Raw genomic sequence first — 16531 nt, forward strand, 5'->3', positions numbered from 1 at the left:
GGTTTTAAATGGAAGGGGTGATCTAGTATGAACGTGATTAGAGCCGAACATATTTCTAAGAGTTATCTGATGGGTGAAATTGAAGTTAAAGCGTTGCAGGAGGCCTCCTTTACAATTAAAGAAGGAGAATTCGTTGTTATTTTGGGACCCAGCGGTTCCGGGAAAAGTACGCTGCTGAACATCATAGGCGGCATGGATCAGCCTACCACGGGTAAGGTGTTTCTTTATGATGAGGAAATCACAGGTTACTCCGAGCGGCAGCTCACGCAATATAGGCGAGATAAGGTAGGCTTTGTATTTCAGTTTTATAATATCATGGCAAACCTCACTGCAGAGGAAAATATTGAGTTGGCCACGGAAATTTCCCGGAAGCCCTTACCGGTAGAACAAGTACTCGAGGCCGTTGGTTTAGACGAAAGAAAGGATCATTTCCCTGCCCAGATGAGCGGAGGGGAGCAGCAGCGGGTTTCCATTGCCAGAGCAGTGGCAAAAAATCCCGATATCCTGCTCTGTGACGAACCGACCGGAGCACTGGATTATAATACAGGGATTACCATATTAGCCTTGCTTCGGAAGGTGAATCGTGAGATGGGTAAGACCGTGATAGTGATTACTCATAATTCCGATATTGCATATATGGCTGACAGGGTTATCAAAATGCGAAGCGGCAGAATCATAGATGACAGAGTCAATGAAAACCCTATGGCTGTTGAGGAAATCAAATGGTAACGAACAGAAAAAAGACTCGGGTTTCGAAGCTGGATCTCATGCTGCTGCGTATGATCTCACGTTCCAAGGGGCAGTTTGCGGCGGTGTTGACTATAATCATTTTGGGTATCGCCATCTATACTTCTTTGAATATGACCTCCGTAAATATGAATCATACGGTTGAGACGTATTATAGGGAGAACCGCTTTGCCGATCTGACCTTGCAGACCGCCGCCGTGCCTGCTCAGGAGTTGAAGGCACTTCAGCGGATGGCTGGCGTCGAAAAGGCTATGGGGAGAACCTCCGTAGATGTTCCTGTCATTACAGATAATCTGGATGAACGAGTTCGCCTCCGACTGATAACGGACAGAGAGGAAGCAGATGATCTAAGCAAATCCACCCTGCTGGAAGGAAAAAAGCTGTCCGGTACAGGGAAAGAAATTTTAATCATCGAGCAGTTTGCAAATGCGCGTAACCTTAAAATTGGTGATGAATTAAAGCTGCAGATCTCTGGTGTACAGCGTACGCTTGAAGTGTGCGGCATTGTGGCCAATCCGGAGTACATTTATCTGATGGAAAACAGTCAGGCGGTGATGCCTGATGAAGAACATTTTGGAGTTGGCTATGTCTCTGAGCAGTTTGGGCAGGAGGCAGCCGGGCTTCCGGGCAGCTACAATGAGATTTTAATTCGGTATGAAGCAAATGTGGATGAAGAAGGGCTCATTAAAAAGCTGGAAGACCAACTGGATGTTTACGGAGTCAAGCAGACCATCAAGCAGAAGGACCAGTTCAGCAATGCCATCATCGGCCAGGAACTGACGCAGCTGGACTCCATGGCAAATTCAATACCGATCCTGTTTCTTCTTGTGGCTGGCTTGATTTTGATGATGATGCTGTCCCGGCTTGTAAAACGGGATCGAATAAAAATAGGTGTGCTCAAGGCCATCGGTTATCGAGACAGGCAAATCCTTTTTCACTATGTAAAGTATGCACTTGCAGCAGGTGTTTCCGGCGGACTCGGGGGATCGTTGCTTGGTATGCTGATGGCAGGGGGGATGACCCGGATGTATCTGGGATATTTCCACATCCCGCTGCTGCGCATCGAGTTTTACTACTCTTACCTAGTGTACGCCATCATCCTGTCTTCTGCCTTTTGTGCCTTCTCCGGGCTCATCGGAGCCAAAGGTGTGATGAAGATTGCTCCGGCAGATGCCATGCGGGCAGAAGCTCCGAAAACCGGAAAAAGAATCTTGCTGGAGAGGTATCCCTTCCTTTGGAAACGGCTGAGTTTTAGCAACAAATTAATTACAAAAAATATATTTCGAAATAAAAAAAGAACCGTTTTTGTGCTGGCAGGCGTCACCGTGACTTATGCGATGATGCTGTTTACGACAAGTATGCCGGGTGTCATTGATCAAATGATGAATGAACATTTTAAAGAGTTTCAGCGGATGGATTATAATATCAATTTTGCTGCTCCGGTTCCAAAGGCAGCAGTGAGGGATATGGAGGCTCTCATTGATGCGGAAATCATCGAGGGCAAGCTGGAATATCCTTTTGAACTGTCCAATGGAAATAAAAAACAGGCGGTAAGTGTGATTGGAATTTCTTCCGACACGATGTTCTTCACCTTTCATGACGTAAAAGGGCGAGAGATCGAGCTGCCGGAGCGCGGGATGCTGATTTCTCAAAATTTGTCGAGGCTTCTTGGAGTAGGTGTAGGAGATCTGGTAAGAGTAAAAAGCTATCTTCCAAACAGGCAGGATGTTTATCTTCCAATCAAGGGCATCATCAAGCAGACCCTTGGCATGAATGCGTATATGGATCTGGAAACCATGGGGCAGCAGCTTTTGGAGAAGAATGTGATCAACGGCGTTTATGCAGACTCACAGGATCCTGACATCAACAAAAAATTATTGCCTGCATCCAATATTGCTTCCATTATGTCTATTGCCGACATTCGTGCGGTATATGACAAATACATGACCATGATGGTGCTCTCTATCGGTTCCATGGTAGTCTTTTCCGGTGTGTTGGGATTTTGTATTGTTTACAATGCTACCGTGGTCAGCCTGGGAGAACGGGAGATGGAACTTTCCTCACTACGGGTTTTGGGCTTTGGAAAGCGGGAAGTCTTTTTCATGATTCTGAAGGAGAATAATATGATAGCGATCTTAGGAATTATTTTTGGAATCCCCGTCGGCATATTAATGTCTGAATACAGTTCTGCTGCCTTCAGTACAAAGCTCTACAGCATCGATATGTCACCGAATGGAGAAGCTATGATCATGGCCGCTGTCTATACTGCAGTATTTGTAATTCTGGCTCAGCTTGCAACCTATCGAAAGATCCAGCGGCTGGACTTCTTACAGGCGTTAAAAAACAGAGAATCGTAACAGTAGAATTAAACGAAATTTAAAATAAAGAACCACAGCTTATAAAAGCAAAGGAAAGGAATGTAAATATGATGCATTTCACAAAGAAGAAAACAGTTTTCCTTCTCGTCGCCGTGCTGGCGGTAGGTACAATTTCCGCTGCAGCATGGTTGGGCGGCGGAAAAGAGGCAGAGACTGCTGCCGTGGACAAAGGAGAGGTAAAGAAAATTTTAAAAGAGAATGGAACTGTGGAATCCAAAAGCGCGGTAACCATCATGGCGAAAAACGCGGGTGAAATCAAAGGTCTGATGGTAGACGAGGGCGATCGGATAGAAAAAGGAGCTGTGCTCATGCTCAGCGACGGAACCAGCGCTGCTCTGGATATCAAAAGCCAGCAGGCAGAGCTGTCTGGCTTGCAGGCACAATACAGCCAGGCAAAAGAGCTTGCCGATAAGAACCGCTTACTTTACGAACAAGGCGCTTTGAGCTACGAGGCATACAATACATCAAATACAGAAGCAAAACAGCTGGCAGCCCAAATTTCTGCTCTGCGTTATTCCATTGAAAGCTATGCCCAGTCCACTGGTTCGGAGGGGGTGACCGCACCTGTGGCAGGTGTAGTCACGGCGGTTTACGTGAAAGAAGGAGCGTCCGTGGCAGTGGGAGCGCCATTGTTTGAGATTTCAAATCTGGATGATATCTATGTAAAGACCGATGTCATAGCAGAGGATGCAGATTTGATTCAGGAAGGGGATTCTGTTAAAATATACAATACAGACTCCGGTTTCAGCGACGAGCTGGCCAGCGTACGAAAAATTCACATCAAGGCCGAAGATAAGCTCTCGGATCTGGGAGTCAGTCAGAAACGGGTTACGGTGGAAATTGCATTTGGCTCTGATAAAAGAGCACGGCTGGGCAGCAGCTTGGATGTAGAGATAACGGTGGAACAAAAGGAAAATGCACTGAGAGTGCCGGAGCTTGCTGTCTTTGTGAAGGAAAAGGAAAATTACGTCTATCTTCTTGAGAATGGGAAAGCGGTCCTAAAGCAAGTCGAAACCGGACTTGAGGGTGAAGACTACTATGAGGTTTTGTCTGGCTTGGCAGAGGGAGATCAGGTCATCCTATCTCCTGGGGATGACATTTCTGGAGGGATCAGGATCAAGACAAAAGATTGATGATGAAAAAAGGAGAAGGAAATGGCTGGCGGAAAAACAAATGCGGTAAGACTTTTAGATTTAAAGAAAGTGGACTATAAATTATATGAGTATGATGCGCCTGACGGGTTTTTGGACGGTGTATCGGTGGCTATCGCCACAGGCTTTGAACCGGATAAGGTTTATAAGACGCTTGTCGTTCAGGGAGTGAGCAGGGAATATTATGTCTGCGTCATACCTGTTGCCCATGAGCTTGATCTAAAAAAAGCGGCAAAGCATTTTGGAGAAAAAAAGATGGATATGATCCCCGCAAAAGATATCACTAAGGTAACGGGGTACATCAAAGGGGGCTGCTCGCCAGTAGGAATGAAAAAGCAGTTTCGAACGTCCATTGATGAAAGCGCCTTGAAACTGGAACGCATCGTTGTCAGCGCAGGTAAAGTTGGACTTCAGATGGAGCTGCCGGTGCAGAGTCTGCTTGATGCTGTGGATGCAAAGCTAGCGGATTTAATGATATAAAGAGGGAATACTAAAACGAGAACCGTTACCGAAGAAATTCAGGGAGGTGATCGTATGAAATATAACTTGTCTAAAAATATTAGACTCGTTAATGCTAAGATTGGGGCGGATTTTTATCTGAAAAATAAGCCAAAGAGCATGCAGTAAATGGATTTTGAAAAATCAAAAAAAGAAGGGGAGAGCTTCGGCGATTGAAAACCGCTTGTGCTCAGCCCTTCTTTTTACTTGTTTTTGTTGTATGATAGGAGTTTACTTATTACGATATGCTTCCTCTTGATTTGCTGTTCATCTACGTTATATGGCTGTGAGATGATTACTTGTTATCGCTCTTAAGGCTTTTTCTGGCTTCTTCCTCAAATGAGCTGAATGCATTGCAGCTTGCAGAGGGGGTGTGACCGGAGCAGCCGGAGCATCCGCTGCAGCAGCTGCCGTTTTTACGGTCCCTTCTGATCTTTAGGATTGCCAGCACAACTGCCAGCAAAACAAGAGAGCCAATGATGAAATCTGCCATGGTGATTCTCCTTTCCACCAATTGGTGTGCGTCTCTCGGTCTGGATTTCCTTTGAAACCAAACATGAGATTTCTAAGTTATATTTTATCGTACGATCTTCTGCTTATGCAGTTACTTTACGTCCTGATTCAATGGACTTGCGGGTTTTTGCTGGGCTGCCCGGCTTTCTAAACAGCAGATAGAGCAATGCGATCAGAAGTAGGATTGCCACAGCAGTACCGACTCCAAATCCGTTGCCGCTGAAAAGCATACCGAGTTGATATACAATCATGGAGGCGATGTAAGCAAAGCCGCACTGATATCCCACTGCGATGAGCGTCCATTTGTTGGAACGGAACTCGGTCTTCCCGGCACCGATTGCAGCGAAGCAAGGAGCGCAAAGCAGATTGAACATCAGGAAGGTATAAGCGGATAGCTGTGTAAAGGAGCTCTGCAAATTCATCCAAACTTCTGCGCCGTCTTCGGCAACTTCAGCAAAGCCGAACAGGATACCGAAAGTACCAACAACATTTTCTTTTGCGATCAAACCGGTAACCGTAGCGACTGCTGCTTTCCAGTCACCCCAGCCAAGCGGTGTAAATATCGGAGCGATGACTCTTCCGATGGAAGCCAGGATGGAATCTTCAATGTCAACCATTTGGAGGTTCCATCCAAAGGTACTGAGGAACCAAATTACGATTGTCGCCAGCAGAATGATGGTTCCCGCTTTTTTTACAAAGGACTTGCCTCGATCCAGCATGTGGATGAAAACACTTTTCACTCCGGGCACATGGTAGGAAGGAAGTTCCATTACAAAGGGTGCAGGGTCTCCCGAGAATAACTTCGTTTTTTTCAGGATTACACCCGATATGATGATCGCTGCAATTCCCACGAAATAAGCGGATGGACCGACCCATACTGATTCGGGGAACAGCGCGCCGGCAATCAAAGCGATAATGGGAAGCTTTGCACTGCAAGGAATAAAGGTTGTGGTGATAATGGTCATCCGGCGATCATTTTCACTTTCAATGGTTCTGGTTGCCATAATGCCGGGAATCCCGCAGCCTGTTCCGATCAGAATCGGAATAAAGGATTTTCCGGATAAGCCGAAGCGTCTGAAGATCCGGTCCATAATAAAGGCAATCCTCGCCATATATCCGCTGTCCTCCAGGATTGCGAGACAGAGAAAGAGCACCAGCATCTGAGGCAGAAAGCCCAGTACTGCGCCGACGCCGCCGACAATACCATCCATCAGCAGAGAGTACAGCCATTCCGATGTGCCGACGGATGCTAAGAAGCTTCCCAGTCCGTTTGGAACAATATCCCCAAACAGAACGTCGTTGACCCAATCGGTGCCCATAGCTCCTACCGTTGAAATGGAAATGTAGTAAACCAGGAACATGACCACTGCGAAAATAGGAAGTGCCAGCCACTTATTGGTGACGATTCTGTCAATACGATCCGATGGCGTCATGTCCGATTTGCTGCCTTTGCGAAGACTGGTTTTGATGACACTGTTGATATATGTATATCGCTCGTTGGTAATAATGCTTTCGCCGTCATCGTCCAGATCGCTTTCACAGATTGCTGTGATGCCGTTGATTTTATCGAGAACCTCTTTTGAAAGGGAAATACTGCTCAATACTTTTTCATCATGCTCAAAGAGCTTGATGGCCAGCCACCGGCTGCTGATGTTACTGTCACTGCCTGCAATTAATTCTTCGATTTGGGACAAGGCCTTTTCAACCGGTACAGAAAAGGTATGCTTTGGTTCAAAGTTAGCTTTTGCCTGCGCCAGGTTTACCGCTCTTTGGGTTACCTCTTTCAGTCCGATTCCCTTTAAAGCCGATGTCTCCACAACTTCGCAGCCTAGAGAATCTTTTAGCTTTTTCATATCGATGACATCGCCGTTTTTTTGAACTACGTCAATCATATTGAGTGCAATGATCACAGGAATGCCGATTTCTGTCAGCTGAGTCGTTAAATAAAGATTACGCTCGATATTAGAAGCGTCTACAATATTAATAATTGCGTCTGGCTTTTCATTAACCAGATAATTTCTGGTCACGACCTCTTCCAAAGTGTAAGGAGAAAGGGAATAAATTCCCGGCAGGTCTTGTATAATGACATCCTTGTGTCCGCGCAGCTTTCCTTCTTTCTTTTCCACAGTAACGCCCGGCCAGTTTCCTACGTACTGGGAACTGCCGGTAAGCTCATTAAACATCGTTGTTTTCCCACTGTTGGGATTTCCGGCAAGTGCAATTTTAATTGCCATGATTTAACTTCCTTTCTCTAAAACTACTCTACTATGATTTTTTCCGCATCATCCTTACGCAGCGTTAGCTCGTAACCTCTTACGGTAATTTCAATAGGGTCTCCCAAAGGGGCTACCTTTTTAATAAAGATGCGAGCGCCTTTTGTGATGCCCATATCCATGATTCTTCTTTTCACCGCACCCTCTCCGTCGAGCTTCAAAACGGTGACCGTTTCGCCGATGGGCGTGCTCTTTAAAGTTTTCATGCTCATTCCTCCGTTTTCAATTTATCTGTAAGACCCGAATCCTCGTTACGCTATACGATGATCCGTGTCGCCATGGATTTATCCAGTGCTACCCTGGTATCCTTAATATTGAGGATCATGTTTCCTCCGATTTCAGATACAACGGTAACGGTACTGCCTACGACAAACCCGAGGCTTTCCAAAAATCGCTTCGTATCATCCTTCCCGTTGATCTTCTTAATGGTATTCTTCTCACCGGATCTCATCATTGATAGTGGCATTTCTCCAACCTCCTTTAGTAAGTCGATGCTAACTTGTGGTCAAAATATTTGGTTAGCACATGCTAACCCAATTACAGTTTACTATCACTAACTCGCTTTTGTCAATGAAAATTTGAAAAAATTTCTATGGCGAGGCAAAATTTTTAAGCAGGACAGGCACCTCAGCATAAAAGTCCTCCGATCAATAAACCGGAGGACTTTTACAAAGTGTGTATCTATTAAAAGAAGGAAAGTGCTCACATGAGGTATTCCCTGTACTTATGATTTTAGAGTCTGATTGTGTTGATTCTGTGTAGAACTTGTGGTAAGTGGATAAAAATAAAAAATAAGGCCATATAAAAATAAGGCTGCTTGACAATCTCGGAATGGGGAATATAATATGAAACTGAAACTCAGTTTCAATTTGTGCCATTGTTTACGGCAGGAGGACGGTATGAACAACACCATTTCTTATAAAACAAGGCAAAAGGATCAGGTCATGGAATGGCTGATGCAGAATAAAGAGCGGCATATCACCGCAGATGAGATTATGGAAGGCTTGAATCAAAAAAGTATGAGAGTTGGGAAGGCCACCATTTATAGACATCTGGATCGGCTGGTATCGGAAGGAATCATCCGAAAATATTTTGTGGATGATGGGAAAAGCCCCAGTTACCAATATCAATATGTGGGTTCTGCTGAGACCTGCTCCCATCACTATCACTTGAAGTGCCTGGATTGCGGCAGGCTGATCCATCTGGACTGCAAGTACCTTTGGGGAATGGATTCCCATATAAAGGATCACCACGATTTTCACGTGGATCACATCAAGACCGTTCTGTATGGACAGTGCGGAGCCTGTGCGGAGAAGAAAGCGTGCGGATGCTATGATGAGAAACAATCGTGTGAATCGTGCGCGGATAAACGAGCAGGTGAATCGTATGCGGGAAAAGAAGAAGGAGAGAATGAATGAAGAAAACGGGAATCGGAAAAATACTGGAAGTGGTGGTTACGGCTGCTTTGGCGGCTGCACTTCTGCTTACGGGTTGCTCCCAAGCGGAACAAGCTCCTTCCGGAGAAGGCCGTGGTGCACCGGTGTCAAATGAGACGGAAAGCCATAAGCCGCAAGTGATTGCTACGTTATTTCCTCAATATGACTTTGCAAAACAAATTGCAGGAGACAAAGCCGATGTAATACTGCTATTGCCCCCGGGATCAGAAAGCCATTCTTACGAGCCGACCCCTTCTGACATGATAAAAATTCATAAGGCCGACGTGTTTCTTTATACGGGAGAAAGCATGGAGGCATGGTCACATAAACTTACCCAGGGCCTTGAGAGTGATAACTCAAAATGCTTGGTTGTAGATGTTTCCAGGGGAGTTCCTCTTGTCAGGACTGCAGATATCGAGAAGGAGCATGAGCATGAACATGCAGATGGGGATCATTCGGATGGGGAACATCCTGAAAGTGAACATTCCCACATTTATGATCCCCATATTTGGACAGATCCACAGCTTGCTAAGATCATGGTATTAAATATTCTGGAAGGGCTGTGCAGTGCGGATCCTGAAAACGCAGACGTTTATAGAGCAAACGCCGCTGAATACGTAAAAGAGCTGGATGGGCTTGATCAGGAATTCAAAACGATCATTAACAACGCAAAACGGAACGAGGTTATTTTTGGAAGCAGATTTGCATTTTATTATTTTGTGAAACGGTATGGCTTAGACTATGAATCAGCGTTTGATTCCTGCTCTGCAGAAACAGAACCCAGCGCAAGAACTGTTAAGCTCTTGATCGATGAAATCAAGGAAAAGAAAATCCCCGTTATTTTTTATGCGGAGCTGGAAGAGCCTAAAACGGCCAAGGCACTAAGCACTGAGACCGGTGCAAAGCTGCTGATGCTCCATTCCTGCCATAACGTTACAAAGGATGAATGGGAGCGCGGCGCAACTTACCTTTCTCTGATGAAGCAAAATGCGGAAAACCTCAAGGAGGGTCTGAGTCAATGACACAAATCAGCGTTAGAGACGTAATGATAAGCTATGAAAAGCGGCCTGTGATCAGCGGACTCAGCTTTGATGTGAAGCAAGGTGATTATCTCTGTATCGTAGGGGAAAACGGCTCTGGAAAAACGACCCTGATGAAGGGACTGCTCGGGCTGCTGCCGCTGAAAAAGGGAGAAATCTGCTATGGAGATGGAGTAAAATCCAGCCAAATCGGATACCTGCCGCAGCAAACCCTGGTGCAAAAGGATTTCCCTGCATCGGTACAGGAGGTTGTACTGTCCGGTTGTCTGAACCGGATGGGTTTGCGGCCGTTTTTTGCAGGGAACGAGAAGCGAAGAGCCGCGGAAAAAATGAAAGAGCTTGGGATCGACCATTTGAAAAACCGCTCCTATAAAATGCTTTCGGGAGGGCAGCAGCAAAGAGTTTTGCTTGCACGGGCGCTTTGTGCCGCAGAGAAGATCATTCTGCTGGATGAACCCTTTTCCGGCTTGGACCCCATCGTTACCGCCGAATTCTATAAAATTATCAATCGATTGAATGAGCAGGGAATTACCGTATTGATGATCACCCATGATGTAAAAGCCGCTGCAGAATATGGCGGGAAGATTTTGCATCTTGGAGCCACCGATGATTTCTTCGGAACAACAGAAGAATATCGTAGGAGCGAAATTGGCACCCGGTTCTTGCAGCAGGAGGGAGGGGCTCAGCATGTTTGATTTATTTATTGAGCTATTTTCCTATTCCTTTCTTCAGCGTGCCTTTCTTGTGGGGATTATTGTAGCGCTTTGTTCAGCCCTTCTGGGAGTCAGCTTGGTGCTCAAACGGTATTCCATGATCGGAGACGGTCTTTCCCACGTAGGGTTTGGGTCTCTCTCCATTGCAATGGCGCTGAACCTAGCACCGCTGAAGGTCTCGATACCCGTTGTTGTGGTTTCTGCGTTTTTGCTGCTTCGAATCAGTGAAAACAGCAAAATAAGAGGAGATGCGGCAATTGCCATCATCTCCAGCAGTTCCATTGCGATTGGTGTGCTGATTACCTCACTGACCACGGGAATGAATACGGACGTCTATAATTTCCTGTTTGGCAGCATCCTGGCTATGAGCCGGGAGGATGTAGTTCTGAGCATGGCTTTGTCAGCCGTTGTACTCCTGCTGTTTATCTTCTTTTATCATAAGATCTTCGCGGTAACCTTTGATGAAAACTTCGCGAGGGCAACGGGTACGAATGCAGGGCTTTACAACATGCTCATCGCCCTATTAACAGCGGTGACCATCGTGGTGGGCATGCGGATTATGGGATCACTGTTGATCTCCAGCCTGATTATCTTCCCGGCATTGTCTGCCATGAGAATCTTCCGCAGCTTTCGGGGGGTGGTGTTCACAGCTGCTGTGGTTTCTGTTATCTGCTTCGTATGCGGAATGGTAATCTCCTATGGCTTCGACACTCCTGCAGGCGCCAGCATCGTGGCTGTGAATCTTGCTGTTTTTCTCATCTGCTGTCTGCTAGGCATGATTCCCAGAGGTGAGGAGGCGTAATCTTACTTAACAATTTGAGGCAGAGTACTTTTGCATGTGCTATAGTTCCGCCATTCTCGTGACAGCCACGTAGATGGCGGATATTTTATACCAGGTTGCAAAATCTACAATGCCCGATCTGGGTAAATTAAAAATTCCCTGGAAGGTTTCTACAGCGGTTCTTGTCTGCTCTCCGAATTCTCCGTCAACACGCATCTTATTAATCGCTGGGTAATTGTTCGAGATTGCATTCAGCTGCTCCTGTATGGTTCTCACAGCAGGGCCGGTGGAACCCAACTGTAAAATCGCACCGGGATAGGAGACCGGTACCCCGGAGACCCGTTCCGCAGCCATGAGAAACACATCCTGACCATAAAAATTTCTTAGAATTGAGATTGAGTCATAGCCCTGATCTCCTAGATATTTGGACCCCCATTGGGTGAGCCATCCCGGGCATTGAACCCTTGTTCCATCACAATATTGCGTTAGAAGCGGCTGACGGATACCAGGCCGGGTAATGTAGGTGGTAAAGAGATCATCTACGATCATAGAAATATTGTCAAAAATATTTCTGCCGTAATTAAATGCCTGATCGAAGGCGGTTGAGTTTGTGATGGTAAAATCAAAGCCTCTGCCCCGGTACCATTCGGTATAGATTCGATTCATGGTAAAGGAGAGGATGGCGAGAACGTTGGCTTTGATGGTTTCTTCCGGCCATGTGGAGTAGATTTCGCAGCTGGCTACATTCTTTATGTAGTCTTGGAAGGTCACCCAGACATTCCGGGCAGAGGAATCGGTTGGGACGCCCAGATGAACCACAACAAACTCCGGAACCACCGGCTGAGGCAGCACCACAAAGCCCGATGAATCGGGCAGCGGCTTGACTTCGCTTTCCGGTATTTTGGGCGGAAAGATGCCGTAAAGGGTGTGGGGCTGGATCGGTATATTCTCTGGTCCTGCGGGAGGTGCTTCAACTGGTTCCAGATTGACATTCTGGATGGCCAGAGCGTCAGGCAAAATTTGGGTTCCCTCCACTCGTACCGGTTTATATCCTTCCATAGTAACATAAACATCATATTCTGAATAAGGCATGGGCGAGCCCGGAACTTGCGAGAATTCAAGAGGAGGGGCAGGCAGTTCCGTGATCGGTGTTTGACCTGAAGTATCGGTCATCATCTCTTCGACGATGTTTTCTCCGTTTCGCGGCGTGATCCGAACGACTGCTGCGTCCGCAGGCCGGCCAACATCAAGGACGGATACGTTAACTTGAATCCTTCCTTGATCCACCTGGTTTCTATAATAATATCGGTTTCTCATGAAAACACTCCTTTTCCGTTCTATTTAGCACGGGTCTGCGCTTTGCTTCTGCGGCAGATCCGGTTCATTCGCTACTCTTATTTATATTTTTTTCTGCGTCATTATATGCAAGCAAAAGCCGGAAAACAACGGCTTTTCGTTCATTTTTGCAGAGTCCTTCAGACTTGGTAGTTATTTTAACAGGCTCGCTTCATATAATTACATTATGAGGCGCTGGGAATCATTTGATCGACAGCAAAATTGTGAGGTGGGCAATATGGCAAATGGGGTCCCTATTATTTTTGATGAAACAGGTCTGGGAATTGCGCAAACCGGTTTAATTGAAGTAATTGTAAAGTTTCATGGTGATATTCTCGAAGTAGGCCGGCAGCTGGGGATCGATATCGAAATATTGACCTCTAATTATGCCATTGCTTCCATGGATGTGGCGCAGCTGCCTGCATTCTATGGCTTTCCTGAGGTGGAGTATGTTGAACTTCCTAAGAATCTCACGTTTTTTCTAGAGGAAAGCCTTCGAATATCATGCATTACTCAGGTGCAGAGCCCTACAAGCTTTGGGCTGACAGGAAGCGGAGTCATCGTCGGAATTATTGACTCGGGGATCGACTTTACCCATCCTGATTTCATCAATCCAGATGGTACCAGCAGAATTCTGTTTCTATGGGACCAAACTGTCGCGGGGAATCCACCTGCCGGGTTTTCATACGGTACGGAGTTTCCCAATGAGAGAATCAATGAAGCACTTGCCAGCGGATCACCCTTTACCATTGTGCCAAGCCTTGACGTCGCGGGACATGGCACTGCGGTGGCAGGAGTGGCTGCCGGGAATGGCAGAGCCAGCGGGGGTACTCTGCGGGGGACAGCACCGGATGCAGCTTTAATCATCGTAAAGCTCGGGCACAGCGCAAACGAAAACTTTACCAGAAGCACCGAGGTTATGCGTGCCATCAAGTATATCATCGAAAAAGCAACGGCGCTGAACATGCCTGTATCCATTAATTTAAGCTACGGAACGAATAACGGGTCTCACGATGGTACTTCGCTATTTGAAACATTTATCAATACTATGGCGGATCAATGGAAGACGGTGATTTCTGTTGCCACAGGAAATGAGGGAGCAGCCGGACATCATTTTTCATCACGAATTGCACAAAGAGAGACCTTAAACGTGGAGATTGCCATAGGTGGTGATACCAATACCCTCTATATGACGCTATGGAAGAATTTTGTCGATACCTTTACCTTTACTCTGGTGTCTCCCAGCGGAAGAATCTCCCCGGTGATTCTTCCCACTCAGAGCTTAACCAGCTTTACGCTGGATAATGTTACGGTGACCGTATTCATTCGTCAGCCTACTCACTATAATCCGGCACATGAAATCTATTTTCGATTTCAGGCTGTAGACGGCGTGATCCCCCAGGGGCTTTGGCGGCTGACCATTACCGGGAATCAGGTTGTGGATGGCAGATTCGATATCTGGCTGCCTACCATCGAAGATGTTTCTGAGGATATTTCCTTTTTAAATCCCAGCCTGGAAACTACCCTGACGCTTCCTTCCACCGCACTAAATGTCATTTCGGTGGGAGGGTACAATGCAGCCATCAATACTAGTGCAGATTTTTCGGGAAGAGGATATACCAGAAACAACGTCTATGTAAAACCTGATCTTGTAGCCCCTGCGGTGGGCATCAGAACGTCGCGGACAGGGGGCGGCTACGATGTTGTTACAGGAACCAGTTTTGCGGCGCCCTTTGTTACAGGCTCCGCCGCACTCATGATGCAATGGGGCATTGTCAGCGGTAACGACCCATTTTTATATGGGCAGCGGGTAAAGGCTTTTTTACAAAAAGGAGCCAGGCGCGTGCCCACTTTGGTATATCCAAACCCGATTTGGGGTTATGGGGCACTTTGCCTCAATGGTTCTATGGACTTTCTTGTAGAATATCAGAGAGGAGGGATTACCATATGACCACTTGGACAGTGGATCCGCAGATTACCGCCTTTCTCGAGCATCCGGATACCATCGATTTTATCACCTTGCAAAGTGAAGTACTCATGGGAGGACTTGTGGGAAATCCCAACGTTTTTTTTACGCAGACACTCTTAGGAAGATACATTGTAGGCTATACCAATCGTCAGAATATCAGTCTGATCATCCAAACCATGGGAGCGAGTTTTATCAATTCATTTCCTTACGTAGTGGGTCTTCTGGATATTCGGACCTTGGAGGAGTCCGGCATCATTCAAGTACAGCAGAATCCTTATCTTGATTTGAAAGGCAGAGGGGTTCTCGTGGGGTTCGTTGATACGGGAATTGATTATACACAGAACACTTTTATCTATGAGGATGGAACCAGTAAAATTCAGTATATATTTGACCAGACAGGGAGCGGAAACACGCCAGAGGGGTTCTATCTCGGGACCGAATACAACAACCAGCAGATTAATGATGCGCTGCGTGCGGAGAATCCCTATGATATTGTTCCTCAGCAGGATACGGTGGGTCACGGAACGTTCCTGGCTTCTCTGGCTGCAGGCAGGGCAGACGGTCAGGGATTTCTTGGTGCTGCGCCGGATGCAGAGCTGATTGTGGTAAAGCTGAGGCCGGCAAGGCCTTACTTTCGGGAATATTATCTCGTACCGCCAGAACAGGAAAATGCATATGAGTCCAGTGCTGTAATGGTTGGAATCGAGTATATTCTGACAAAGGCAAGAGAACTCAACAGGCCAGTGGTAATTTGCATTGGCGTTGGTACAAATTTAGGCGGCCACGACGGGTTTAGTTTGTTTGAGCAATATATCAGCGAGGTGGCGGGTTTAAGGGGTGTCTGCGTGTGCTCCGCAGCAGGAAATGAAAATCAGGAAGGGCACCATATGGAGAATACTCTGACTGCCACAGGAGAGCAGCAGAACATTGATATCCGAGTGGGCGACAATGCGGGAAATATCTACGTTTCCATATGGAGCTCCGCCTCGGACCGCATCTCTGTTGCGGTGCGCTCTCCAACAGGAGAGCTTGTGGGATTTCTGCCTGCAAGGTCCGGCGCTGTATTGGATTCCCGGCTGGTATTAGAGCAGGCGGGGGTATCCATTGCATACTATTTTCCTGTGGAAGGCAGCGGGAGTCAGCTGTCAACGGTGAGAATTTTTAATGCCACGCCCGGTATCTGGACCATCATTGTAAGAGGAGATATTGTTCTAAACGGGAATTATCATGCATGGCTTCCCATCACAGGTTTTGTATCGCCTACAGTCGAGTTCTTAACACCGTCGCCTTATACCACCGTAGTTGTTCCCGCCACTTCCTTCGGTATCATCACTTGCGGCGCCTACAACAGCGCTTCCGATAGCCTGTTCATCCATTCCTCCTGGGGGCCTTCCCGGCTTCCCCTGCTCACTATGGATCTGGTCGCACCTGGTGTAAATGTAGGTGGGATCTATCCTACAGGACCCGGGACCATGAGCGGAACCAGCGTAGCAAATGCAACCGCTGCGGGTGCATGTGCCCTCCTGCTGCAATGGGGGATAGTGGACGGGAATGATGTTGCAATGAGTTCGTTTCAAGCCAGAGCGTATTTAATCCGTGGCTGCGTGAGAAATGAAAATATAACATACCCTAATCCCCAATGGGGATATGGCAGACTTAATCTGTTGCAGACCTTCTATCTGATGCGGCAGGTATAG

General features: G+C 46.8%; 15 protein-coding genes. 10 read left to right on the forward strand and 5 right to left on the reverse strand.

The window, feature by feature from the left end:
• Positions 1-27 precede the first annotated feature (27 nt).
• From FRZ06_17160 to ybaK, 4 genes are all read left to right on the forward strand, one after another.
• Positions 28-729 (forward strand): ABC transporter ATP-binding protein, encoded by a 702-nt coding sequence (locus FRZ06_17160; protein QOX64951.1) that lies wholly within the window; start codon positions 28-30, stop codon positions 727-729.
• Positions 723-3104 carry an FtsX-like permease family protein gene (locus tag FRZ06_17165; protein ID QOX64952.1) on the forward strand — a complete coding sequence of 794 codons (2382 nt, stop codon included), beginning with the start codon at positions 723-725 and terminating at the stop codon, positions 3102-3104. The genes FRZ06_17160 and FRZ06_17165 overlap by 7 nt, the downstream gene beginning before the upstream one ends.
• 68 nt (positions 3105-3172) lie before the next feature.
• Positions 3173-4258, forward strand: a complete 1086-nt coding sequence (locus FRZ06_17170; GenBank protein QOX64953.1) for an efflux RND transporter periplasmic adaptor subunit — start codon at positions 3173-3175, stop codon at positions 4256-4258.
• Between the two features lie 21 nt (positions 4259-4279).
• Positions 4280-4756, forward strand: a complete 477-nt coding sequence (ybaK, locus tag FRZ06_17175) for a Cys-tRNA(Pro) deacylase (GenBank protein QOX64954.1) — start codon at positions 4280-4282, stop codon at positions 4754-4756.
• A gap of 313 nt (positions 4757-5069) precedes the next feature.
• Here the strand turns inward: ybaK and FRZ06_17180 are convergent, their stop codons facing one another.
• From FRZ06_17180 to FRZ06_17195, 4 genes are all read right to left on the reverse strand, one after another.
• The gene (locus FRZ06_17180; GenBank protein QOX64955.1) at positions 5070-5267 is read right to left on the reverse strand and encodes a FeoB-associated Cys-rich membrane protein; all 198 of its coding nucleotides are present in this window, start codon (positions 5265-5267) and stop codon (positions 5070-5072) included.
• A 103-nt stretch (positions 5268-5370) separates the two neighbouring features.
• Positions 5371-7521 carry a ferrous iron transport protein B gene (feoB, locus tag FRZ06_17185; GenBank protein ID QOX64956.1) on the reverse strand — a complete coding sequence of 717 codons (2151 nt, stop codon included), beginning with the start codon at positions 7519-7521 and terminating at the stop codon, positions 5371-5373.
• A gap of 23 nt (positions 7522-7544) precedes the next feature.
• On the reverse strand, positions 7545-7766 hold the full coding sequence (locus FRZ06_17190) for a ferrous iron transport protein A (GenBank protein QOX64957.1): 222 nt from the start codon (positions 7764-7766) through the stop codon (positions 7545-7547).
• Positions 7767-7816: 50 nt separating this feature from the next.
• Positions 7817-8026 carry a ferrous iron transport protein A gene (locus FRZ06_17195; GenBank protein QOX64958.1) on the reverse strand — a complete coding sequence of 70 codons (210 nt, stop codon included), beginning with the start codon at positions 8024-8026 and terminating at the stop codon, positions 7817-7819.
• A gap of 379 nt (positions 8027-8405) precedes the next feature.
• On the opposite strand from FRZ06_17195, the gene FRZ06_17200 reads away from it, so the two are divergent.
• The 4 genes from FRZ06_17200 to FRZ06_17215 are packed head-to-tail and all read left to right on the forward strand — an operon-like array spanning position 8406 to position 11551.
• Positions 8406-8978, forward strand: a complete 573-nt coding sequence (locus tag FRZ06_17200; GenBank protein QOX64959.1) for a transcriptional repressor — start codon at positions 8406-8408, stop codon at positions 8976-8978.
• Positions 8975-10018: a zinc ABC transporter substrate-binding protein gene (locus FRZ06_17205; protein ID QOX64960.1), complete on the forward strand. Its 1044-nt coding sequence runs from the start codon at positions 8975-8977 to the stop codon at positions 10016-10018. The genes FRZ06_17200 and FRZ06_17205 overlap by 4 nt, the downstream gene beginning before the upstream one ends.
• Positions 10015-10731: a metal ABC transporter ATP-binding protein gene (locus tag FRZ06_17210; protein ID QOX64961.1), complete on the forward strand. Its 717-nt coding sequence runs from the start codon at positions 10015-10017 to the stop codon at positions 10729-10731. The genes FRZ06_17205 and FRZ06_17210 overlap by 4 nt, the downstream gene beginning before the upstream one ends.
• The gene (locus tag FRZ06_17215) at positions 10724-11551 is read left to right on the forward strand and encodes a metal ABC transporter permease (protein ID QOX64962.1); all 828 of its coding nucleotides are present in this window, start codon (positions 10724-10726) and stop codon (positions 11549-11551) included. Before FRZ06_17210 ends, FRZ06_17215 begins: the two co-directional genes overlap by 8 nt.
• Before the next feature lie 39 nt (positions 11552-11590).
• On the opposite strand, the gene FRZ06_17220 is transcribed toward FRZ06_17215, so the two are convergent.
• Positions 11591-12847, reverse strand: a complete 1257-nt coding sequence (locus tag FRZ06_17220; protein ID QOX64963.1) for a peptidoglycan-binding protein — start codon at positions 12845-12847, stop codon at positions 11591-11593.
• A gap of 205 nt (positions 12848-13052) precedes the next feature.
• Between FRZ06_17220 and FRZ06_17225 the strand changes: the two genes are divergently transcribed.
• Together FRZ06_17225 and FRZ06_17230 are read left to right on the forward strand one after the other, a co-directional pair.
• Entirely contained in the window at positions 13053-14816 is a 1764-nt protein-coding gene (locus FRZ06_17225; protein ID QOX64964.1) for a S8 family peptidase, read from the forward strand.
• Positions 14813-16531 (forward strand): S8 family peptidase, encoded by a 1719-nt coding sequence (locus tag FRZ06_17230; GenBank protein QOX64965.1) that lies wholly within the window; start codon positions 14813-14815, stop codon positions 16529-16531. The genes FRZ06_17225 and FRZ06_17230 overlap by 4 nt, the downstream gene beginning before the upstream one ends.

This window comes from Clostridiales bacterium (genome assembly GCA_015243575.1).
Lineage (GTDB): Bacteria > Bacillota > Clostridia > Peptostreptococcales > Anaerovoracaceae > Anoxybacterium > Anoxybacterium hadale.